The sequence below is a fragment of the Runella sp. genome (assembly GCF_027484545.1).
GTDB lineage: Bacteria > Bacteroidota > Bacteroidia > Cytophagales > Spirosomataceae > Runella.
Genome location: NZ_JAIXST010000247.1, coordinates 14,103 through 33,883, shown reverse-complemented (window position 1 = coordinate 33,883; position 19,781 = coordinate 14,103). Strand labels below are relative to the sequence as shown.

Here is a 19,781-nt window from a genome sequence, read left to right as displayed (position 1 = left end):
AATGCGACATTTATTGATTGATACCGATACCGGCTCCGACGATGCAGTGGCATTGTTGATGGCTATGAAATACCCCGACGTACGAATTGAAGCCATTACGATTGTAGCTGGCAATGTTCCTGCCGCTCAGGGTTTACAAAATGCACTGTACATGACAGAGTTGTGTCAATACAGCACAAAAACGTATTTGGGGGCCGCCAAGCCGTTGTTACGCCCGTTGTTTACGGCTGAGTTTGTACATGGACAAGACGGTATGGGCGACATCGGGCTGGATTTGAAGGGAAGATTGCCGCACGAAGGAAATGCCGTAGATGCAATCATTGATACCGTCAACGCTTTTCTAGGCGAACTGGAAATCATTACGCTGGGGCCCTTGACCAATATGGCACTGGCTTTGTCGAAAGCACCGGAAATAGCGCAAAAAGTAAAATCCTGTACCATCATGGGTGGGGTTGGAATGGGGTATGGCAACGTTACACCCGTGTCGGAATACAATATTTGGGTAGACCCTGAGGCGGCACAGATCGTTTTTCAATCGGGAATGAACATGACCATGGTAGGGTGGGACATTTCGCTGAAATATGCTCATTTTGATACCGTAGCTGCTGAAACCCTGCGCGCGACCGAAAAAACAATGGCTCATTTTGTAGTGGACATTCAGGGTTCAAAAACCAACTTTACTGAAGATACGACGGGAAAAGCAGGCTTTGACCTTCCGGACCCAATTGCGACGGCGGTTGCCTTAGACAGAACCGTGGCTATTGACATTAAACATTTGTACGCGGAAGTGATTTTAGGAGAGGGCCTGACGCGCGGACAAACAGTGATTGACCATCTGAATGTGTTGAATAAAGAACCAAATATGCACGTAGTTTTCGCTGCGTCGAGGGAAAAGTTTCTGAAAATGCTGCACGATTCATTTGAATAACTAATTTCTGCTTCGTTCAAAGATGAAAATCCTTAATTTCGGTTCGGTCAACGTGGATTATGTCTATGGAGTTGACCATTTTGTGAAACCTTCCGAAACTCTTGCCAGCCAATCGTATGACGTGTTTATGGGGGGCAAAGGGTGTAATCAAAGCGTGGCTCTGGCTAAAGCAGGGGCAGAAGTGTATCATGCCGGGAATATCGGGAAAGACGGTCTGTGGATTAAGGAACAATTGGAAAAGTGGGGAGTAAACACTGATTTTTTACAAATCATCGACGGACCCACGGGCCATGCCATCATACAGGTAGTGCCCGAAGGCCAAAATGCCATCATTATTCACGGCGGGGCAAATCGGACAGTCACTCCTCAGCAGATTGACCAAACGCTGAATCACTTTGGATCGGATGATTGGTTGTTGTTCCAAAATGAAATTAATTGCATTCCTGAACTCATTGAAGCGGCTTTTGCCAAAGGAATGAAGATTATTTTCAATCCGGCTCCCATGACTTCGGAAGTTGCTTCGTTTCCGTTAAACAAAATAGATGTGTTCATCATTAACGAAGTGGAAGGGCAGGAACTTACTCAACAAACCTCACCTGCCGATATTCTTCAGGTAATGACAGCCCGCTTTCCAAATGCAGCTACTTTGTTGACATTGGGTGAAAAAGGGGCTGTTTATTCTCATCAGAACACTCATACGCAAGTAGAGGCGCAACGTGTAAAGACCATAGATACGACTGCTGCTGGAGATACGTTTATCGGTTATTTTTTGGCTTCACAGGCTTTGGGTTTGCCCTTGGAAGAAAGTCTCAACAGCGCTTCCAAAGCCGCAGCTATCTGCGTAACCCGCAAAGGAGGAGCGATTTCGATACCGAATAGGGAAGAGGTATAAATAAAATGTCGGTAAACTGCGAGTGTTTACCGACATTATGAAAACGAAAATTGAAAACTTAGTTTTTCTTACCGATAAGAGTTACGTTTCCCAGAGTGGGGTCAATCACATAAAGTGTCAATAAAGCGTTGCTGTAAGTTCCAATTTTAGAGGTTCCAATGTACGCTTCGATCTCGCCGGTCGTGGCCTTTTTTAACGTTACTTCCCCTGAATCGGTGACGCCGCTGGTAATTTTACCAGCTTTGTCTTTAATGGTTTGCGTGATTTTAGCAGTAATCTTGTCATCTGCTACTTTTGTGACTGCTACTGTACCCGAACGCGTCGAACCCGATGCAGGATCCGTTAAAGGCAAATCAGCGGTAAGCCCATTACTAAGTGCGAGTTTTGTAAGGGTATAATTACCAGCTACTTGGTCGCCCATCGAAGGTTCTGGTTCGTCTTTGCTACAGGAAATGATAAATACGGAGACAAAAATGAATAAAAGAGCGGAGGTAAAGCGTGAATGTTTCATAATTGAGTGGTTGTTGAGATGGGAGAATATTGTTTGATTTTAAGATATTAAGAGTCAACAAAGTTAGAAAAACAAATCCGATTTGGCACTTTTGACTTTCACAAATGGAGAATCCCTTTTATTTAACGGGTTTGTCCTAATTCTGTTTGCCTTTTTGAACGGGTCTTCGTAGTATTGTACAGCCGCTTCACTTTCAAACTGTACCTAAACTATGTTTAACCGTCGTCAATTTTTGGGGTCTTTAGGCGCTACTGCCGGCGCACTCACCCTGCCACCCTTTTTAGCACCTGCCGAAGCCACTAACTTCGAAGCCATCAACCGCCAAACGGCACACCTTTCTCCTTTAGACGCTGCCCAAAACGAGGATTTTTGGTCGTGGGTAAAGAATGAATTTACTGTTTCGCCTAATCTCTTAAACCTCAACAACGGGGGCGTATGTCCGCAACCGCGCTCGGTGCAGGAGGCTCACATTCGTTTTTACCAATATTGCAACGAAGCTCCCAGCTACTACATGTGGCGGATTTTGGACCAAGGCCGCGAGGCATTACGCACTAAATTGGCCGATTTGTCGGGATGCTCGGCAGAAGAGATTGCCATCAATCGCAACGCCACCGAAGGATTGAACACGGTTATTTTTGGCTTGGATTTGAAACCCGGTGATGAAGTGGTTTTGACCAAACAGGATTATCCTAACATGATTAATGCCTGGAAACAGCGCGAAAAACGGGAAGGCATCAAGTTAGTGTGGCTGAATTTGGAATTGCCGCAGGAAAACGACGATTATTTTGTGCAACAATTTGTAAGCGCCTTTACCTCACGCACAAAAGTGGTGCACATTACGCACATGATCAATTGGATTGGACAGATTCAACCCGTACGAAAAATTGCCGACGAAGCGCACAAACGCGGTATTCAGGTGATTGCCGACGGAGCGCATACGTTTGGATTACTGGATTTTAAAATACCTGATTTAGGATGTGATTATTACGCGACGAGTCTCCACAAATGGCTGTGTGCACCGTTTGGAAGTGGGATGATGTACGTGAAAAAAGATAAAATCTCGAATGTATGGGCTTTGCTGTCGAACAACGAACCCGACGGCCCGGATATTCGCAAATTTGAAAGCCTCGGCACGCGCTCTTTTGCTTCCGAAATGGCCATTGGAACGGCTGCTGATTTTCAATTGTCAATTGGAGCAGCTCGTAAGCAGGCACGCGCTCATTACCTTCAGCGGTATTGGACTGACAAAGCACGCCAAATCCCAGGGGTAAAAATCCATACTTCACCTGACCCCAAATACGCCTGTGCTATTGCATTGGTATCAGTAGATGGCTTGAAAACGTCTGAACTGGACGGGCAATTATACAACAAATACAAAATCCACACGACGGGTATCGAATGGGAAAACATCAAAGGCGTACGTGTAACGCCTCACGTATATCATTCACCCAAAGACCTCGACCGATTGGTGAATGCGTTGGATGAGATTGCATCGGCCTCGAAGCGGAAGAGTTAGAGGAAAAACTGTAAAAAACAAAGGGAGAAACACGGAATTTATATTCTGCATTTCTCCCTTTTTCTGTGGCAGGTGTTCCTGTACTTTACGAAAACCTTTTACTTGGTTTCAGCAGGTTTTTGGGTGGTGTTTGCGGTATCGGGTTTCGCTTTTTTTGATGGGCGCAATACCCCATACGAACCACGCCAAATTTTACCTTTTTTCGTCTTTCTGACTCCTTTTCCCATTACAATACAAGTTTTAAGAATTAAAGAAAATTGACCGCATAAATATAAAAAGCAATCGTTTTTAGGTCAAAGGCCTTTTGAAAATTCGATTTTCATTTGAGACGACATTTTTTCTGTTTTTCTGTAACAAATCCAACGTTTGACGAATTATTAAATAAAAAATGAATTCATGAATGAATTCGAATTTTTAGAAATTTTGCGCGTTAACCAAGGTACTTTGGTGAAAGTATGTACGATGTATTGCACAGATATCGAAGCTCGCCGCGATTTGTATCAGGAAATTGTACTTCAATTATGGCGTTCCTTTCCAAAATTTCGGAAAGAAGCCAAAGTGAGTACGTGGATATATCAAGTAGCGATTAATACCGCCATTACTGATTACCGACGCAGTCGTAAGCAAGCAGGGCATGTAGAAATTTCGGAACAACTTACCCAGATTCCGGACACTTCCTCTTCTGCTGAATGGCAGGAGAAAGTGCAGTGGCTTTATCAAGCTGTCGGCCGACTGTCGGATGCTGAAAAAGCGATAGTGATGTTGTATTTGGACGAAAAGAGTTATGATGAAATAGCCGAAATTGTGGGAATCACACCGGGCAATGTACGGGTAAAAATGCACCGGATTCAAGAAAAATTGCGTAAACTGAAAACAGACTAAGCCATGGAATTGGACGATTTGAAAAATACATGGAAGCAGGTGACAGAAGCCGAAAATCTACAATATGAAGTCTCCGTAACAGAGCTGAACCGAATCATTAAACAACGCTCAAGTAGTTTGACTGAAAAAATGCTGCGGAGTTTTTACGGAGAAATTGGAATTTTGGTATTGGGGATTCTGGCAATGGGTATCAGTCCCTTTCCCTGGTATTTTCGATTGAGTATGGTTAGTACTTTCGCTTTACTTTTAATCCCTTTTTTAAAACCTTTCGCACGGTTCTACCATGTGCTTAGGAACTTTAGTCAACTGCCCGTCGAGGATCTGCACCGTACGCTTCATCGACAGGTTGAGATGCTTCGTCAATACCTGCATTGGTATCGGCGTATGAATTTGATTTTGACTCCTATTGCTGGTTTCGGGGTTATTTGGGGGCTATTGTACGTGTATTGGTTGGAACAATTAATTACTAAACTTTCGCCAACCATCTTATGGGTGACTTTTGGACTGTCAGTAAGCTATGCGTTGTTATGTATTCCGTTTGTCAATTGGTATATCAATAAACTCTACGGCCACTATTTAGAGAAGTTGAGTGCCTGTCTGGAAGAATTAGAAGAAAAAAATCATTGAGTTTGTAACATTTCAATTTAATGGGCGACTTATTGGCAAACTAAATCCAAAATAATCATGGAATGGCAAAAGAAAAGTACAAACACATTTGAACTTGTTGATAATGGGTATTTACTCGGGACGCTTCGCAGAGAATTGTCACAAACCACGTGGGAATCGAAAGGCAAAATCTATCGTTTTCAACTCAGGAACAGCTGGAAACAAACGTATCAATTGATAGCTCCCGATGGAAAAGTTATGGGAGAAATGCGGTCTAAAAGTTGGTTCGGTTCTTCCTCGGTCATTACCTTAGAAGAACAACGGTATTATCTCAACTTCACAAACAATCCTTTAGCGGCTATTCAGTTATTGGATGCTGATAAGCAAATCTTAGTGGAGGCTCGGTTAACTACGGCCAAAGGGCGAGCTCAAGCAGAATTCAGTATGAAAGAAGTTTTTAAAACAAATCCTTATGCTTTTTGGCTGGCAAGCATTATTTGGCATTACTTTTACCCCATTGCGCTGAGCGAGTGTGGTGATGTTGACAGTCTTGGCTTCCTTTTAATGGCAACTGCTTAAAAATGATTAAATAAAAACCCATGAAAACACTTAAAATTCTTATTCTTTGCCTTTTTGGGCACTTTGCTAACGCGCAGGAAAAATCCCTTCTTTGGGAAATCTCAGGCAATGGGTTGACTAAGCCTTCTTACCTCTACGGGACGATTCACGTGATTTGTCCTAAAGATTACTTCATGACGGACTCGACCAAAGCCGCTTTTGAAAAAGCGGAGCAGGTATATCTTGAATTGGATATGGATGACCCCTCCATGATGACGAAAATGACTCAAACAATGATGTTGCCCAACGGGAAAAAGATGAAAGACTATCTCAAAGCTGACGATTATACCCTGCTGAGCGATTATTTCAAACAGAAAATGGGGATGGGGCTAGACCAGATTGGCGGAATGAAACCCTTTGCCCTCATGTCCATGCTTTACATGACATTGTTGACGTGTCAGCCGCAGTCGTATGAGTTGATATTCACCCAAATGGCCACTAATGCAAAAAAAGAAATGTTAGGCTTGGAAACGGTAGAGTTTCAAATGGGGGTTTTTGACAAAATTCCCTACGAAAAACAGGCTGAAATGTTGGTTGGCATGGTCAGAAAAAAAGAAGATTCTGCGAAAGAATTCGGAGATATGGTAGCGCTCTACAAAGCTCAGGACGTGGAAGGTTTGCTCAAAGTAATGGACGAAAGTGAGTGGGATTTCAACGGCTACGAAGATATTTTACTCTCCAATCGTAATGCGGCTTGGGTACCTATCATGGAAAAAGCGATGCAGGGAAAACCTACTTTTTTTGCGGTAGGAGCAGGGCATTTAGGAAGCGCAAAAGGGGTGCTGAGTTTACTGAAAAAGAAAGGATATACCGTAAAAGCCGTTTTGTAAAGTTAAGAGGCATAGAAATTATACCACAACCATTCAGCTAATTCATTGACCGCCCGTAAATAATTTGGCTCGATAAACACTTTTGAGGTTGGTGAAATGTAAAACCTTCCTCATTATTGCAAAAAACTAACAAACAACTCGATGAAAAAAATCAAGACGCTCGCACTATCAGCCCTTTTTGCTTTAACGGCAGTTGCCGCGCAAGCCCAAACGGTGGATGAAATTTTAAACAAGTATTTTGCCAACACGGGTGGTAAAGACAAATGGATGGCCATTAAGAGTATTAAAATGGCAGGAAAAATGAAAATGCAGGCAATGGAGCTGCCTATCACCATGATGCAGGCGGCTGATGGTAAAATCAAAATGTCAGCCAATTTTCAAGGTAAAGAATTTGTACAAGTAGCTTTCGACGGCACAAACGCTTGGAATACTAACCAAATGACCATGAAAGCCGAAAAAATGGAAGGAGAAGATACCGAAAACATCAAACGCGATGCCGTTGGTGATTTTCCAGATCCTTTTATTGACTACAAAACCAAAGGTTACAAAGTAGAATTGGAAGGCAAAGAAACCATTGAAGGTACGGAGTGTTTCAAAGTCAAATTGACCAAAAAGCCCCAAAAAGTTGAAGGGAAAGAAGAAGAAAACGTGGTGACCTACTTCTTTGACGCCCAAAACTACGTGCCTATTATGTCGCGGACAATGGTGAAGAAAGGCCCCATGAAAGGCATGGCACAAGAAAGCCTTTTTAGTGATTATCAGGATATTAACGGATTGGTATTTCCGTTTACAATCAGTTACCGTATGAATGGTCAAACGGGACAAAGCATCACAATGGAAAAAATCGAAACCAACGTTTCGCTCGACCCCAAAGAATTTGCTTTTCCTGACGGGAAGTAATCGTTAAAGTCAATAATCAAAAAGTGTAAGCCCCAAAACTTACACTTTTTGATTATTAAGCCTTTGTATCTCTTTACTTAAGGAGTATTAAGTAAAGAGTACCAAGTGTTGAGTTTGTCAAGTTGTTGATAAACAAACAATTACACATTTTCTAAATACTCAATTACTCAATTACTTAATACTTAAGAGAGTAATCAAAACATTTTTAAATTAGACATTCATTCAATTCGTACAGCTTTTATGAACAAAATCAACCATTTACTACAATCTTCGCTAAAAGCATCCTTGGGCTTTTTGGGGATGGTTTTTATTAACTTTTCTTCGTTGGCACAAGAGGCAATTCCCTTGAAAGGCGACGAACTTTTTGGTACACTTCGCGCCCGTCAAATTGGGCCTGCGCTTATGAGTGGCCGTATTGTTGAACTCGAAGGCCACCCTACCGACGCTCGCGTAATGTACGTAGGGGCAGCAGGTGGGGGCGTGTGGCGTTCAAAAGACGGAGGCGTTACTTATCAACCTATTTTCGATAAACATCCTCAGTGTATTGGGGCTATTGCCCTTGACCCCACCAATCCCGATAAAAACATCTGGGTAGGAACGGGCGAAATCTGGACCCGCAACAGCGTCAGTGTTGGTGATGGAATTTATAAATCAACCGACGGCGGCGACAACTTCACCAAAATGGGGTTAGAAAAATCAGAACGCATCAGTGCCATCGAAATTGACCCTACCAACTCCAACGTTGTATATGTGGGCGTTCAGGGGGCGTTGTGGTCGGCGAGTGCCGATCGGGGCGTTTACAAAACCACTGACGGCGGCAAAACGTGGGAGAAAATCTTGTACGTGGACGAAAACACGGGCTGTTCTGAATTGGTGATGGATCCTAAAAATCCCAATGTGTTGTACGCAGCTTTTTGGGAACACCGCCGCACGGCTTGGTCGTTTAATTCGGGCGGAATGCAGTCGGCCTTGTACAAATCTACCGACGCGGGTAAAACATGGAACAAAATCCACAACGGTTTTCCTTCGGGCAAACTCGGACGGATAGCGGTGGCGATTGCGCCTTCCAATCCCAATATTTTGTATTCGGTGATTGAGTCCGAAACCGATGCCACCAAAGGCTTGTACCGCTCAGACGACGCAGGGGCTACTTGGAAACGCTCCAACGGTGACTTTGAGCTTACCGTTCGGCCTTTTTATTTCTCTCGCATCGTCATTGACCCCAAAAACCCTGACATCTTGTTGAAAGGTGGTTTGAGTGGTTCTATCAGTCGCGATGGGGGCAAAACTTTCCGAACCTTGGGGGCAATGCACTCCGATATTCACGATTTTTGGTTTGACATCAACAATTCCAATCAAATAACTACGGGGACTGACGGCGGCGTGTATCGCTCTTGGGACGGTGGTAGCGTATTTGAAATGGTGAAAAACCTGCCTGTTTCGCAATTTTATCAAGTAAGTCTCGACAACGCCAAACCCTACAAAATCTACGGTGGGTTGCAAGACAACGGTTCGTGGTATGGCCCCTCAGAAAGCCCTGGGGGTATCGAAAACCGTGATTGGTTTAGCGTAGGGCAGGGAGATGGTTTTCGCGTTTATCGTCACCCAACCAAAGCCAATATCGTTTATTCGGAAATGCAAGGTGCGGAATACATTTGGCGATACGATACCGAACGCCGTCAGTCTAAAATCATAAAGCCACTGGCCGAAGCCAACGAACCCAAATTGCGTTTCAACTGGAACGCCGCCATGAACCTCAGTCCAGCCAAACCCGACCGCCTTTACATCGGTAGTCAGTTTTTGCACCGTTCGGACGACATGGGCGAAACTTGGGTGAAAATTTCTCCTGATTTGACCACCAACGACCCTGCCAAACAGCAGCAAGAAAATTCAGGAGGTCTATCAGCTGACAACTCTGGCGCAGAAAACCACTGCACGATATTCAGCGTAGCCGAGTCGCCCCTCGATGAGAATATCTTGTGGGTAGGCACCGACGACGGCAACGTGCAAGTGACCACTGACGGCGGCAAAACTTGGATAAACGTGGCGGCAAACGTGCCTAATCTCCCCAAAAATACTTGGGCGTACCAAGTAGAACCGAGCCGTTTCGACAAAAACACCTGCTATGTGGTCTTTGAAGGTCATTCATCAGGCGATTTTACGCCTTACACTTACAAAACTACTGATTTAGGAAAAAGCTGGAAATCCATTGTTACCAAGGATATTCCTACTTTCGTTCGCCACATCAAAGAAGATTTGGTGAATCCCAACCTGTTGTTTTTAGGGACGGAAATGGGGCTGTTTATCACCGTGGACGGTGGACAAAACTGGTCGCAGTTCAAAAATAACGTACCGCCCGTAGCCGTGCATTACATTGCGATTCACCCCGAAACCAACGATTTGGTACTTGCTACCCACGGACGCGGCATCATTATTTTGGACGACATCAGCCCGTTGCGCCAAATCACCAAAGAGATGGTAACCAAAGACGTACATTTCTTCCAAACCAACCCAACGGTGGTACGCGAAGATGCTGCTTTTGCCGAAGGAGGCGACGCGGGCGAGTACGTGGGCGACAACCCAAGCCGCGTGGCAAAAATCATTTATTACCTCAAAGGCCGCCATACGTTTGGCAAAATGGCCATCGAGGTATTTGATAAAGACGGCAAAAAAGTAGCCGACCTTACCCCAGGAAAATCGAAGGGTATCAACGTGGTGGATTGGGCGTATCGTCTCAAACCGCCTAAAGTAGCCAAAGCCAAAACCTTGTCTTTTGGGGGCTTTACTTCGCCTCGTTTGCCCGTGGGCGTTTATACCATCAAAATGACCAAAGGGACGAGCACTTACGAGCACAAAATCGAACTAAAGGCCGACCCGAATTCTATGCACACCGATGCTGACCGCGCCGCGCAGTATGAAACCACCATGAAGCTCTACGCCATGAACGAGCAGTTGGCTTCGATGGTAGATCAATTGGACGCCATGCGCGACGGTGCTGCCGACCGTTTGGCCAAAAATGCCAAGTTGAAGAAAATGGTAGAACCTTCACTCAAGGAGTTTGACGCACTCAAAGAAACCCTCGTAGTGACCAAAGGCGACAATTATGTGGGAGCTGCCGAACCGCAATTTCGCGAAAAACTTGCCAGTTTGTTTAGCGAAATATCAGGTTATGCGGGGCGTCCTTCTAATGCGCAAATGGCCAATGTAAAGGTGTTGGAGGAGCGTTTTAACGACGCAAAAACTAAAATAGAAGGTTTTAAAACCAACCAACTCACGAAGTTAAACGCACAGTTGCTAAAACTAAAAATGGAAGAAATAAAACTCCGCTCATTGGAGGAGTTCTTGAAAGCCGATAATTGATAAAATACCTAACAAAACGGCGGAGGTGCCAAGAAATAAAACACTTGGCACCTCCGCTTTTTTTGTTTTAATTCCTTACTTTTTGAATGAAATAAGCAGATTTCGGGTCTGAAGGAAAGTATGACCTGTAACGGCCGCGTTTTTGGCCTAATGATTAATAATTGAATCGTTTAAGTAGGGTTGTTGTCACCAACTCTTGGATTGAAAAAATAAATCGTTTGCGAGAAATTTGAAAATCTCACGCCAATTTGTTTTAGTTGTTAAAAAATCGCTGCGTCCAATAGTGTTGAACTGAGAAAATTAGGCGTACAATTGTATGTTGAAAGAATTTGTTCAACAAAACAAAAACCGCAACAAACTTTAGAATATTTGACAATTAGCAGTGAAGTAATAGTAACACTGGAAAATAATGGAAGAATTAACCAGAGAACAAATAAACAGTTTTATAAATGATGGGTTGGTCAAAATAGAAAATGCCTTTTCTACTGAAATTGCAGACGAATGCCGCGCAATTTTATGGAAAGCCACTCAATGCGACCCCAATAATCCCGATAGTTGGACACAACCAGTTGTTAGAATTGGCGAGTTGGGATTTGAACCATTCAAAAAAGCCGCAAATACGCTAATTCTTCACAATGCTTTTGACCAATTAGTTGGAAAAGATAACTGGTTACCGAGACTCACATTGGGTTCGTTTCCGATACGTTTCCCGAGCAAAGAATCAGCCAATGATACAGGGTGGCATGTTGATGCAAGTTTTGCAGGTGAAAATGCAAATAATTATTTCGAATGGCGTATAAATGTAAACTCAAAAGCTCGTGGATTATTGATGCTCTTCTTATTTTCAGATGTATCTGAAAACGATGCCCCAACCATTATCAAAAAAGGGTCTCATTTTGATGTTGCAAAAATTTTAGAACCAGAAGGAGAAAAAGGCCTTTCGTTTATGGAGTTAGCTCAAAAATTAAATACAATTTCTACAAAAGAAGAAATTTTTGCAACAGGTAAAGCAGGAACAGTCTATTTGTGCCATCCATTCATTGTTCACTCTGCACAAAATCATTATGGAACCACACCAAAATTTATGGCTCAACCCCCTCTTTTAACCAAGTATGACTTTAATCTAAATAAAATAAATGTTCTACTTAGCCCCGTTGAAAAAGCGATATTGCAAGGTCTTAAAATGTAAATACAAAATACTACTTGCAGTTTGACTATTGATGAATTTTAAAGCGTATGTTGCTGAAATAGTTTGATATTTTTTAGCTTAAAGACACATACGACTGGACAAAGCGAAGTTTTTAAGTGTTAGTTATCAGCAAAATATCAAACGTATAGTCAGTTTCGACATTTGCAATTCGTGGTATTTGCTTAAATTTTTCCCAGTTAATCGTAGTTTAAAACTGCAATTCAAAATAAGCAGCGTTTTTGTAACACGGCAAGTGCCAACGATGTTGCTCAATGTGCCTCTAAGATAAGCGGGTTTAGACCCCGAAAGCGTTCAGGGTGACAAAAGTGAGTATTTTTTTCGTTGTTGTTTCACCAATAACCTTTTTACTTGTCCTAATATATTTTGTAAATCCCTTACTTTTTAAATGAATTTAGCAGATTTAAAAATCAGAAAATTAGTTTCGCGCAAGCAACTGAAAGATTTTAGAACAGGCCTTGAGGATGTGGATGCGTATTTTTACGAGGATGCTTACAAACGCCACACCGAACTACTTTCCAATGTATTTTTGGTTACTTACCACAAAAAGTTTGTTGCATTTTTTAGTTTATCCAATGATAAAATCACCTTTGAAGACGTAGAAAGTGAGCCGTGTTGGAAGAAATTTAGAACCACTCACTTTCCCAATGAAAACGATTATGTATCATTTTCGGCTTTAATCATCGGGTATATTGGGGTAGATAACCGTAGTCAAAACGTAGGAATTGGGACGTATTTACTCAATTACATCAAAGCAAAAGCGAAAAAAGCCCCCGTTGGTGGAGCAAGATTTCTCACCGTAAATTCGTACCGAGAAGCGTTTGATTTCTACCTAAAAAATGGTTTCAAGTTCATCACTGAAGCCGATGTGGAGTACGATACACGACTGATGTATTTTGATTTGTTGGCAAATTGAAGAGTTAACTATACTTTTGAAAAACTAATAGAAAGTGTAATTGCCTGCTTGTTAAGGGATTGATAATTATGGTGATAGCCAATTAGCAAACAATCCACAAATGGCAAGTAACAAGTAAAACAAAAAATCATTATGTCAGAAAATACAAAGTCTGGAAATGGAATCGGTATTGGGGCAGCTCTTGGAGTTGCATTTGGTGCAGCCTACGGTGTTTCTTCGGGAAACACTTCTGCAAGTATAGCAATGGGATTAGCCATAGGCGTTGCTGTTGGTGCTGCTTTTGATTTTGTTAAAAAAAGGAAGTAGTACGGCGTTAGTCGTTGTTTGTAACTACATATTCAATTTTAAAAAATCGTCATCTTTTGTGATAACGATGCGGTTTTGTTGAATAGCTAAATCGGCAATAAAGATGTCAGGTGTTAGATTTTTGAGCGGTAAATCAAGCGTATGAATTACGTCATAGCCTTTATCGGTCAGCCATTTTTTTAGGCGATATGGTAGTTGAGCATCAATGACAAAGGAATTCATGCAGCGATAACTCGGCTAATGCTATTGATTTTGGTAAGCCGTGAGGCAAAAAGTAAACAAGCTTGAATGTCGAGCATTTCCAAGTCTGGATAGTCGTCTAAAAGTTCATCCGAAGTCATACCTGCTGATAGTAAATCCAAAATCATCTCGACAGGATAGCGCATATTTCGGATTGTTGGTTTACCAAAACATACGTCAGGATTTAGCGTAATACGACCCAATAGATTTTCCATAGTTATTCTATTTTTTACAAACATAACATTTTTACAAACAATTCTCACCGTGACTTCGTGCTTCTAAAGGCTATTTATACCCATATTGATTCCTCTCTTTAGCCGTATTTTATAAAATAATAGCAGGTGTTAAGGTTTAGAAGTATTTTCAAAGGCATTACTCGCTGATATTCAATATTTTTAGAGCTTTGTTCTCATTCCAACTGCAAGCGTTTCATTAGTTCTTCTTTGTAAGTAGCACCAATAGGCAAGAGTTTTTTGTGGATTTCTACCTGATTGCCCACGATGGCGTCGATACGAGCCAAGCTGATAATGTACGATTTATGAATTCTCAAATAAGCACCTTCGGGTAGCAACTTCTCCAAGTGTTTGATGGACTGAAGCGTTATGATACGCTGATTATCAGCAGTGTAGATGCTGACGTATTCTTTGAGACCTTCGATGTACAAGATATCTTCAAACCGAACTTTAATTCGTTTCCCATCGGCTTTTACAAAAAAATGGTCAGGTACAGCCAACGATGTTTCAGAAGGAAGGGTAGGAGAGTATTGTTTATGAAAAGCAACAAAATCGGTGGCTTTGCCGATGGCCTGTACAAAACGCTCAAACGAAAACGGTTTCAGCAGGTAATCCACGGCGTCGAGCCGAAAACCCTCAACGGCGTGTTCTGAATAGGCCGTCGTAAAAATAATGGCGGGCTTGGATTGTAAGGTTTGCACAAACTCAAGCCCGGTGAGATGAGGCATTTGAATATCCAAAAATACCACATCCACGGCTTCAGTTTTGAGCAAATGAAACGCTTCTAAGGCATTCTCGCAGGTAGCAATAAGATGCAAAGACGGGATTTTTCGGACGTATTCTTCCAATAAAAGCCGAGCCATGTATTCATCGTCAACAATCAGACAGTTCATCGTGGGGAGTTATTGCGGTTGAGTAATTTTTAAAGTCAAATGTACTTGGTATTGGTTGGGGGCTTCTGTGATTTGTAAATCGTGTTTTTGAGGGTACAAAAGTGCCATCCGTTGACGTACGTTTTGCAGCCCTAATCCGCCTATTTTGTCTTTACTTTTACTGTTTCCTACTGAATTTTCGACCGTAAATGCCAACTCGTGGGCTTGGTTGATGAGTTGAATCCGAATGAAAGCGGCAGGTTGACTCAGGTTACCGTGTTTGAAAGAATTTTCAATAAAATTGACAAAAAGCATCGGTTCAATCATCAGGTTAGGCACCTGATTTTGAATCTCAAACTGCACTTTAGGGCGGTCGGCTGGATTGAGCACTTGGAGTTCCACGTAGTCTTGTAAGTATTCGATTTCCTTTTGTAAGGGCACTTTTGGGGCATCGCAATCATACAGCATATAACGTAGCATTCCCGACAGTTTTAAAATCATGGGGGCGGCTTGGTCGGATTTGAGATAAGCCAACGAATACACATTGTTGAGGGTATTAAACAAAAAATGAGGGTTGATTTGTGACTTCAAAAAACGTAATTCTGAATGGAGTTGGGCGTTTTTGAGTTCATTTTCGCGTTGCATGGTTTTGATACGGTCTTCGAGCAATCTAAACAATGAACTCAGTACCCAAATGCTTAAAAATGAAAATGAAATAAAGATAAGTTTTAGGGGTAAAATGGGCGTTACGGATGAAATCAAAGGCGCAGGAATAGGAAATGCCGCCGACTCAAACCAATACCTGATAAAACCCAGAAGGAAAAGCAAACTAAGCGCCAATCCAAAATAACGAAGGTATTGCTTTTGTAAAAAAAAACGCGGTATCAGCCAAAACCAATTGAGATAAGCAAAACTTACGTGCAGTACCAAGCCCGTAAATACCCGACTTTGGGCCGCGAGAAAGGGCATAATTTGCCCAAAAGTGTAGGACAACAACAAAATGTACGTAAGCCAGAAAGCGACGTGCCAAACCCAACGGTACCGTTCTGCAAACAAGTTCATGTCCGAAATTAGTTTTTTGCGCTTCAATTTCGCCTTTTTTTCAACAAAATGCCCCTTTTCTTCAACGAATGAGGCCATTAGCTCAACTTAAATCCCTTTTGTCATAGGTACTATGTTGGGAATAGATTTTGCAATAAATAGAGGTGTTGGTTGAAATGTAAAGCGCATTGGTTGAATTGTTTTTTGGAGGTAATCGAAACCCGCCAATTTTGACCCATCAATTCAAACAAATGTTTTACAAATTCATAACACAACTCAAACAATGAAACACATCTCAATCGCAGCCATCTTCGCCGCTACTTTACTTAGCTCGTGCAATCGGACAGAAGAGACAAAAATCGAACCCGACGATTTTGCTCAATTCCAAACCTTAATCCAGCAAAATACCCGTATTCAGAGCGCCATTCAGGCGTTGATTCAAATGACCAACGATATTATGGACAAATCTAAGGCTAACGGCCGAGTTTCGGCAGAGATGGGAGAACTCCCCACTTGTGCTAATATTCAACCCGACTTGAAAAATAAAACCATTACTGTTGACTTTTCAAGCGGCTGCAATAGTCCTTATGGTTCAATCAAAGGCTCCATCACGGTTAGTTATACGGGGGCTTTTGGACAATCGGGTGCTTCTATCAATATCCGAATGAATAATTTTGCAGTAGGAGACGTAGCCTTAAATGGAACGGTAGGGTTAAACGATTTCAAAAAAACTGGCGTAAATTTGTTGGAATACAAAGTAAAAGTAACCGATTTGACGGCGGCGTATCAGGGCAGTAGTTTCCGTACTACGATGGAAATGGGGCAATCTTGGAAGAATTTTCAGACCACCAATACCAACGACGACGAAGTAATCACCTCATTAAAAGGAAGTTATTTTATGAGCGATTTGAACTATGACGTCGAAACTACCACCAATTTAATAATAAAAGGGGCGTGTTCGACCAACGTAGCGGTGAGTGGGGTCATGAAAATAGGAACAAAGGGCATGACGGGCGTGCTTGATTATGGCACTGGTAGTTGTGACATGGTAGGTACACTTACCGTAGGTAGTCAATCAAAAACGGTTGAATTAAGATAATATTCAAGATGCAAAACCTACTCTTTGTGGCCTTACTGGGTTTGGCCGTTTGGGGACGATGGGGAGATGAACGCGAGGCTTTTTTGAGCAGAGCCCGCGCTCACAAAGACCGCTACGAAAGGGCTGAAGCCCTTAAATTATACCAGCAAGTGCTTGCCACATCGCCCGAACATACCGAAGCTTTGTGTAATGTGGCAGTACTTTCGGTCGTTGAGGCGCACTGGCGAAAACACCCACAACCCAAGGCGATTGCCGAGAAAGCATTGTCGCTTCGCCCATTGGCTTATGAAGATGCTGAAATTCAGGAAGAATGTAGAATGTTACTCAAAAAAAATAGTTAAAACTTTAACCCGTGCCGAGGCACAAAACAGTCATGGAAACACTTCAAGAAATAGATGTACTGAGCCGTTTTTTACTTACGTTATTATTCCAGTTGATTCGCTACGTGTTAGTGGCAGGTACGGCTTATTGGTTTTTTTATCGCCTCAAAAAAAATGAGTGGTTTTACTTCAAAATCCAGCAAAAATTCCCCAGAGACAAAGACATTGTTCGCGAAATTGGTTATTCTTTGCTCACAATGGTCATATTCTCGGTGATAGGTATAGGAATATATTTTTTGCGGATGTACGGATACACGCAGATTTATACCGAAGTCGAGAAGTTGGGGTGGGGGTATTTAGTATTAAGCGTTGTTTTAGCCATTTTTTGGCATGATACGTACTTTTATTGGACGCACCGTATGATGCACCATCCCAAGTTGTTTCCTTATTTTCACAAAGTACACCATCTGTCGCACAATCCTACACCTTGGGCGGCATTCTCTTTTCACCCGTTAGAAGCAGTGGTAGAGGCTGGCGTATTGGTTTTTATGGTGATTCTTATTCCCATGCCTCCCCTTGCCATCTTTTTGTTCTTGATTTTTATGGTAACCATGAACGTACTTGGGCACACTGGTTACGAGGTTTTTCCGAAAAACTTTCTAAAAACGTGGTTTGGGAGTTGGCAAAATACCCCAACCCACCACAACATGCACCATCAACTGGGAAAAGGAAATTACGGTTTGTATTTCAACCTTTGGGACAAATGGATGAATACCAATTTTAAGCATTACGAAGCCACCTTTGAGGCCAATGCCGCTCGACCTAAACCTTTTGAAGCCACAACACGCTTACAAGAAAAGTCAACTGTTTAGCTTTTTCTTCCTGCTTCTACGGCGTTGCGCACACTGCCGTGGACGTCGAGCAAAGTTTGGGCTTCTTCGGCGGTTAGGTGGGGGAGTTCTTCTCTCACCATCCGAATGGCACGCTGCACGAGCTTGTAGTTGGTCATTTGCATATCTACCATTTTGTTGCCTTTGACACGCCCCAACTGAATCATTACGGAGGTTGAAATCATGTTGAGTGCCAATTTCTGAGCCGTGCCCGATTTCATGCGGGTGCTACCAGTTACAAATTCGGGGCCTACAACAATCTCTACGGGATATTCGGCCGCGGCAGCTACTGCCGAACCCGTGTTGCAAACTATGCAGCCCGTCAGAATGCCTGCTTTTCGGGCAGTTTCGAGGCCACCAATCACGTAAGGAGTTCGTCCTGAAGCCGCAATACCAATGAGTGAGTCAAGTTCGTCTATTTCGTAGGCTTGAAGGTCAACCCAGGCTTGATGTAGGTCGTCCTCGGCGTTTTCAACGGCTTTACGAATGGCTTGGTCGCCACCCGCCATGATGCCAATGACTAAATCGAACGGTACACCGTAAGTGGGAGGACATTCGGAGGCGTCCACAACCCCCAACCGCCCACTTGTACCTGCGCCAATATAAAATAGTCGCCCTCCTTGTTTCATTCGACTCACAATCTGTTCGACCAAGGCTTCGATTTGAGGAATGGCTTTTTCGACGGCGTAAGGAACAGTTTTGTCTTCGTTGTTGATGTTGGTCAGTAATTCCCGAACAGTCATTTGTTCGAGGTGGTCATACCGAGAAGTTGATTCAGTAGTAGATAACATGAATGTAGAGGGTCGAATGGGAGTGTCGAAGTGGGAATGCAGATTGTCGAATTAGTATTTCATTCTGCATTCTCACCTCGACATTTATTTTAAATGGGCTAATACTGTGATTCCTCCCTGCGTTTTTTCTTCTAAGTTTACGTTGATTTCGGCATCGAGGGGCAAATAGACATCCACGCGTGAGCCAAACTTGATGAAACCCATTTCATCGCCTTGAGTGACTTGTTGTCCTTCTTTGACATACCACACAATCCGTTTGGCCAGCGCCCCCGCAATTTGTCTAAATAATACTTCGGTGCCGCTTGGGGCTTGTATTACGGTGGTGGTACGTTCGTTTTCGGTGCTTGATTTTGGGTGCCAAGCCACTAAATATTTACCAGGATGGTATTTGAAGTATTTTACGATACCCGCAATTGGATTAAAGTTGATGTGAACATTCAAGGGGGACATAAAGATAGACACCTGACGTCGAGGGCCTTTGAAGTACTCAGACTCAATCACTTCTTCTATTACCACTACCTTACCGTCGCAGGGGGCAATCACGTGTTTGGGATTGACGGTAGTAACACGGGTAGGTTTACGGAAAAACTGAACAATGATGAAAAAGAAAATAATGGAAGCCACCAACCAAGCGGTAGTAAGCCAGGAAATTTCAGGGAAAAAATAGCGGATGAGCCCGTTAGTAAGCAAGACAAAAAGAGCTGCCAATCCAATGCTATCGAATCCTTCTTTGTGAATAGTCATAAGAGCCAAAAGTATGAATCAAAAATTGCGGGGTAAAGGTTTATTACCCTTTACCCCGCAAAAATAGTAATCTTCTCAC

General features: G+C 42.7%; 23 protein-coding genes. 15 read left to right on the top strand and 8 right to left on the bottom strand.

What is annotated here, in order from left to right:
* Window position 1 precedes the first annotated feature (1 nt).
* On the top strand, window positions 2-928 hold the full coding sequence (locus Q0081_RS22515; RefSeq protein ID WP_298358910.1) for a nucleoside hydrolase: 927 nt from the start codon (window positions 2-4) through the stop codon (window positions 926-928).
* 22 nt (window positions 929-950) lie between these two features.
* On the top strand, window positions 951-1,820 hold the full coding sequence (locus Q0081_RS22510; RefSeq protein ID WP_298358907.1) for a ribokinase: 870 nt from the start codon (window positions 951-953) through the stop codon (window positions 1,818-1,820).
* 58 nt (window positions 1,821-1,878) lie between these two features.
* Here the strand turns inward: Q0081_RS22510 and Q0081_RS22505 are convergent, their stop codons facing one another.
* Window positions 1,879-2,331, bottom strand: a complete 453-nt coding sequence (locus Q0081_RS22505; RefSeq protein ID WP_298358904.1) for a hypothetical protein — start codon at window positions 2,329-2,331, stop codon at window positions 1,879-1,881.
* A gap of 211 nt (window positions 2,332-2,542) precedes the next feature.
* On the opposite strand from Q0081_RS22505, the gene Q0081_RS22500 reads away from it, so the two are divergent.
* Entirely contained in the window at window positions 2,543-3,847 is a 1,305-nt protein-coding gene (locus Q0081_RS22500; RefSeq protein WP_298358901.1) for an aminotransferase class V-fold PLP-dependent enzyme, read from the top strand.
* Between the two features lie 98 nt (window positions 3,848-3,945).
* Here the strand turns inward: Q0081_RS22500 and Q0081_RS22495 are convergent, their stop codons facing one another.
* Entirely contained in the window at window positions 3,946-4,074 is a 129-nt protein-coding gene (locus tag Q0081_RS22495) for a 30S ribosomal protein THX (RefSeq protein WP_298358898.1), read from the bottom strand.
* 169 nt (window positions 4,075-4,243) lie between these two features.
* Here Q0081_RS22495 and Q0081_RS22490 point away from each other — a divergent pair, with 169 nt between their 5' ends.
* From Q0081_RS22490 to Q0081_RS22450, 9 genes are all read left to right on the top strand, one after another.
* Entirely contained in the window at window positions 4,244-4,729 is a 486-nt protein-coding gene (locus tag Q0081_RS22490; protein ID WP_298358895.1) for an RNA polymerase sigma factor, read from the top strand.
* Between the two features lie 3 nt (window positions 4,730-4,732).
* Complete coding sequence (locus Q0081_RS22485) at window positions 4,733-5,356, top strand: hypothetical protein (protein WP_298358892.1); 624 nt, start codon at window positions 4,733-4,735, stop codon at window positions 5,354-5,356.
* Window positions 5,357-5,413: 57 nt separating this feature from the next.
* Window positions 5,414-5,914: a hypothetical protein gene (locus tag Q0081_RS22480; RefSeq protein WP_298358889.1), complete on the top strand. Its 501-nt coding sequence runs from the start codon at window positions 5,414-5,416 to the stop codon at window positions 5,912-5,914.
* 20 nt (window positions 5,915-5,934) lie between these two features.
* Window positions 5,935-6,783 (top strand): TraB/GumN family protein, encoded by an 849-nt coding sequence (locus Q0081_RS22475; protein WP_298358887.1) that lies wholly within the window; start codon window positions 5,935-5,937, stop codon window positions 6,781-6,783.
* Window positions 6,784-6,924: 141 nt separating this feature from the next.
* Window positions 6,925-7,683: an outer membrane lipoprotein-sorting protein gene (locus Q0081_RS22470; RefSeq protein WP_298358884.1), complete on the top strand. Its 759-nt coding sequence runs from the start codon at window positions 6,925-6,927 to the stop codon at window positions 7,681-7,683.
* A 240-nt stretch (window positions 7,684-7,923) separates the two neighbouring features.
* Window positions 7,924-11,043, top strand: coding sequence for a VPS10 domain-containing protein (locus Q0081_RS22465; RefSeq protein WP_298358881.1), 3,120 nt, complete (start codon window positions 7,924-7,926; stop codon window positions 11,041-11,043).
* Between the two features lie 409 nt (window positions 11,044-11,452).
* Window positions 11,453-12,232: a phytanoyl-CoA dioxygenase gene (locus Q0081_RS22460; protein WP_298358878.1), complete on the top strand. Its 780-nt coding sequence runs from the start codon at window positions 11,453-11,455 to the stop codon at window positions 12,230-12,232.
* Between the two features lie 406 nt (window positions 12,233-12,638).
* Window positions 12,639-13,166: a GNAT family N-acetyltransferase gene (locus Q0081_RS22455; protein WP_298358875.1), complete on the top strand. Its 528-nt coding sequence runs from the start codon at window positions 12,639-12,641 to the stop codon at window positions 13,164-13,166.
* A gap of 132 nt (window positions 13,167-13,298) precedes the next feature.
* Window positions 13,299-13,472: a hypothetical protein gene (locus tag Q0081_RS22450; protein WP_298358870.1), complete on the top strand. Its 174-nt coding sequence runs from the start codon at window positions 13,299-13,301 to the stop codon at window positions 13,470-13,472.
* 24 nt (window positions 13,473-13,496) lie between these two features.
* Here the strand turns inward: Q0081_RS22450 and Q0081_RS22445 are convergent, their stop codons facing one another.
* The 4 genes from Q0081_RS22445 to Q0081_RS22430 form a co-directional block, all read right to left on the bottom strand.
* Window positions 13,497-13,694: a DUF5615 family PIN-like protein gene (locus Q0081_RS22445; protein WP_298358867.1), complete on the bottom strand. Its 198-nt coding sequence runs from the start codon at window positions 13,692-13,694 to the stop codon at window positions 13,497-13,499.
* On the bottom strand, window positions 13,691-13,927 hold the full coding sequence (locus tag Q0081_RS22440; protein WP_298358862.1) for a DUF433 domain-containing protein: 237 nt from the start codon (window positions 13,925-13,927) through the stop codon (window positions 13,691-13,693). Before Q0081_RS22440 ends, Q0081_RS22445 begins: the two co-directional genes overlap by 4 nt.
* Window positions 13,928-14,121: 194 nt before the next feature.
* Window positions 14,122-14,838: a LytTR family DNA-binding domain-containing protein gene (locus tag Q0081_RS22435; protein ID WP_298358857.1), complete on the bottom strand. Its 717-nt coding sequence runs from the start codon at window positions 14,836-14,838 to the stop codon at window positions 14,122-14,124.
* A gap of 9 nt (window positions 14,839-14,847) precedes the next feature.
* Window positions 14,848-15,879 (bottom strand): sensor histidine kinase, encoded by a 1,032-nt coding sequence (locus Q0081_RS22430; protein WP_298358854.1) that lies wholly within the window; start codon window positions 15,877-15,879, stop codon window positions 14,848-14,850.
* Between the two features lie 262 nt (window positions 15,880-16,141).
* On the opposite strand from Q0081_RS22430, the gene Q0081_RS22425 reads away from it, so the two are divergent.
* From Q0081_RS22425 to Q0081_RS22415, 3 genes are read left to right on the top strand one after another with little or no spacing between them, the layout of a single operon-like run.
* Window positions 16,142-16,957 carry a hypothetical protein gene (locus Q0081_RS22425; RefSeq protein ID WP_298358851.1) on the top strand — a complete coding sequence of 272 codons (816 nt, stop codon included), beginning with the start codon at window positions 16,142-16,144 and terminating at the stop codon, window positions 16,955-16,957.
* A gap of 8 nt (window positions 16,958-16,965) precedes the next feature.
* Entirely contained in the window at window positions 16,966-17,298 is a 333-nt protein-coding gene (locus Q0081_RS22420; RefSeq protein WP_298358848.1) for a hypothetical protein, read from the top strand.
* Between the two features lie 32 nt (window positions 17,299-17,330).
* A complete protein-coding gene (locus Q0081_RS22415) occupies window positions 17,331-18,149 on the top strand; it encodes a sterol desaturase family protein (protein ID WP_298358845.1) in 819 nt (272 codons plus the stop codon).
* On the opposite strand, the gene murQ is transcribed toward Q0081_RS22415, so the two are convergent.
* Complete coding sequence (gene murQ / locus Q0081_RS22410) at window positions 18,146-18,958, bottom strand: N-acetylmuramic acid 6-phosphate etherase (protein ID WP_298358843.1); 813 nt, start codon at window positions 18,956-18,958, stop codon at window positions 18,146-18,148. The genes Q0081_RS22415 and murQ overlap by 4 nt on opposite strands.
* 84 nt (window positions 18,959-19,042) lie before the next feature.
* Window positions 19,043-19,702 carry a phosphatidylserine decarboxylase family protein gene (locus Q0081_RS22405; RefSeq protein ID WP_298358840.1) on the bottom strand — a complete coding sequence of 220 codons (660 nt, stop codon included), beginning with the start codon at window positions 19,700-19,702 and terminating at the stop codon, window positions 19,043-19,045.
* Window positions 19,703-19,781 lie beyond the last annotated feature (79 nt).

What these genes read in the sequence shown, in the direction of transcription:
- Q0081_RS22490 (WP_298358895.1), top strand. Translation starts at nt 4,244, where the DNA reads ATGAATGAATTCGAATTTTTAGAAATTTTGCGCGTTAACCAAGGTACT.
- Q0081_RS22505 (WP_298358904.1), bottom strand. Translation starts at nt 2,331, where the DNA reads ATGAAACATTCACGCTTTACCTCCGCTCTTTTATTCATTTTTGTCTCC.
- Q0081_RS22415 (WP_298358845.1), top strand. Translation starts at nt 17,331, where the DNA reads ATGGAAACACTTCAAGAAATAGATGTACTGAGCCGTTTTTTACTTACG.
- Q0081_RS22510 (WP_298358907.1), top strand. Translation starts at nt 951, where the DNA reads ATGAAAATCCTTAATTTCGGTTCGGTCAACGTGGATTATGTCTATGGA.
- Q0081_RS22515 (WP_298358910.1), top strand. Translation starts at nt 2, where the DNA reads ATGCGACATTTATTGATTGATACCGATACCGGCTCCGACGATGCAGTG.
- Q0081_RS22475 (WP_298358887.1), top strand. Translation starts at nt 5,935, where the DNA reads ATGAAAACACTTAAAATTCTTATTCTTTGCCTTTTTGGGCACTTTGCT.
- Q0081_RS22405 (WP_298358840.1), bottom strand. Translation starts at nt 19,702, where the DNA reads ATGACTATTCACAAAGAAGGATTCGATAGCATTGGATTGGCAGCTCTT.
- Q0081_RS22450 (WP_298358870.1), top strand. Translation starts at nt 13,299, where the DNA reads ATGTCAGAAAATACAAAGTCTGGAAATGGAATCGGTATTGGGGCAGCT.
- Q0081_RS22465 (WP_298358881.1), top strand. Translation starts at nt 7,924, where the DNA reads ATGAACAAAATCAACCATTTACTACAATCTTCGCTAAAAGCATCCTTG.
- Q0081_RS22425 (WP_298358851.1), top strand. Translation starts at nt 16,142, where the DNA reads ATGAAACACATCTCAATCGCAGCCATCTTCGCCGCTACTTTACTTAGC.
- Q0081_RS22485 (WP_298358892.1), top strand. Translation starts at nt 4,733, where the DNA reads ATGGAATTGGACGATTTGAAAAATACATGGAAGCAGGTGACAGAAGCC.
- murQ (WP_298358843.1), bottom strand. Translation starts at nt 18,958, where the DNA reads ATGTTATCTACTACTGAATCAACTTCTCGGTATGACCACCTCGAACAA.
- Q0081_RS22420 (WP_298358848.1), top strand. Translation starts at nt 16,966, where the DNA reads ATGCAAAACCTACTCTTTGTGGCCTTACTGGGTTTGGCCGTTTGGGGA.
- Q0081_RS22495 (WP_298358898.1), bottom strand. Translation starts at nt 4,074, where the DNA reads ATGGGAAAAGGAGTCAGAAAGACGAAAAAAGGTAAAATTTGGCGTGGT.
- Q0081_RS22455 (WP_298358875.1), top strand. Translation starts at nt 12,639, where the DNA reads ATGAATTTAGCAGATTTAAAAATCAGAAAATTAGTTTCGCGCAAGCAA.
- Q0081_RS22460 (WP_298358878.1), top strand. Translation starts at nt 11,453, where the DNA reads ATGGAAGAATTAACCAGAGAACAAATAAACAGTTTTATAAATGATGGG.
- Q0081_RS22470 (WP_298358884.1), top strand. Translation starts at nt 6,925, where the DNA reads ATGAAAAAAATCAAGACGCTCGCACTATCAGCCCTTTTTGCTTTAACG.
- Q0081_RS22445 (WP_298358867.1), bottom strand. Translation starts at nt 13,694, where the DNA reads ATGAATTCCTTTGTCATTGATGCTCAACTACCATATCGCCTAAAAAAA.
- Q0081_RS22430 (WP_298358854.1), bottom strand. Translation starts at nt 15,879, where the DNA reads ATGAACTTGTTTGCAGAACGGTACCGTTGGGTTTGGCACGTCGCTTTC.
- Q0081_RS22440 (WP_298358862.1), bottom strand. Translation starts at nt 13,927, where the DNA reads ATGGAAAATCTATTGGGTCGTATTACGCTAAATCCTGACGTATGTTTT.
- Q0081_RS22480 (WP_298358889.1), top strand. Translation starts at nt 5,414, where the DNA reads ATGGAATGGCAAAAGAAAAGTACAAACACATTTGAACTTGTTGATAAT.
- Q0081_RS22435 (WP_298358857.1), bottom strand. Translation starts at nt 14,838, where the DNA reads ATGAACTGTCTGATTGTTGACGATGAATACATGGCTCGGCTTTTATTG.
- Q0081_RS22500 (WP_298358901.1), top strand. Translation starts at nt 2,543, where the DNA reads ATGTTTAACCGTCGTCAATTTTTGGGGTCTTTAGGCGCTACTGCCGGC.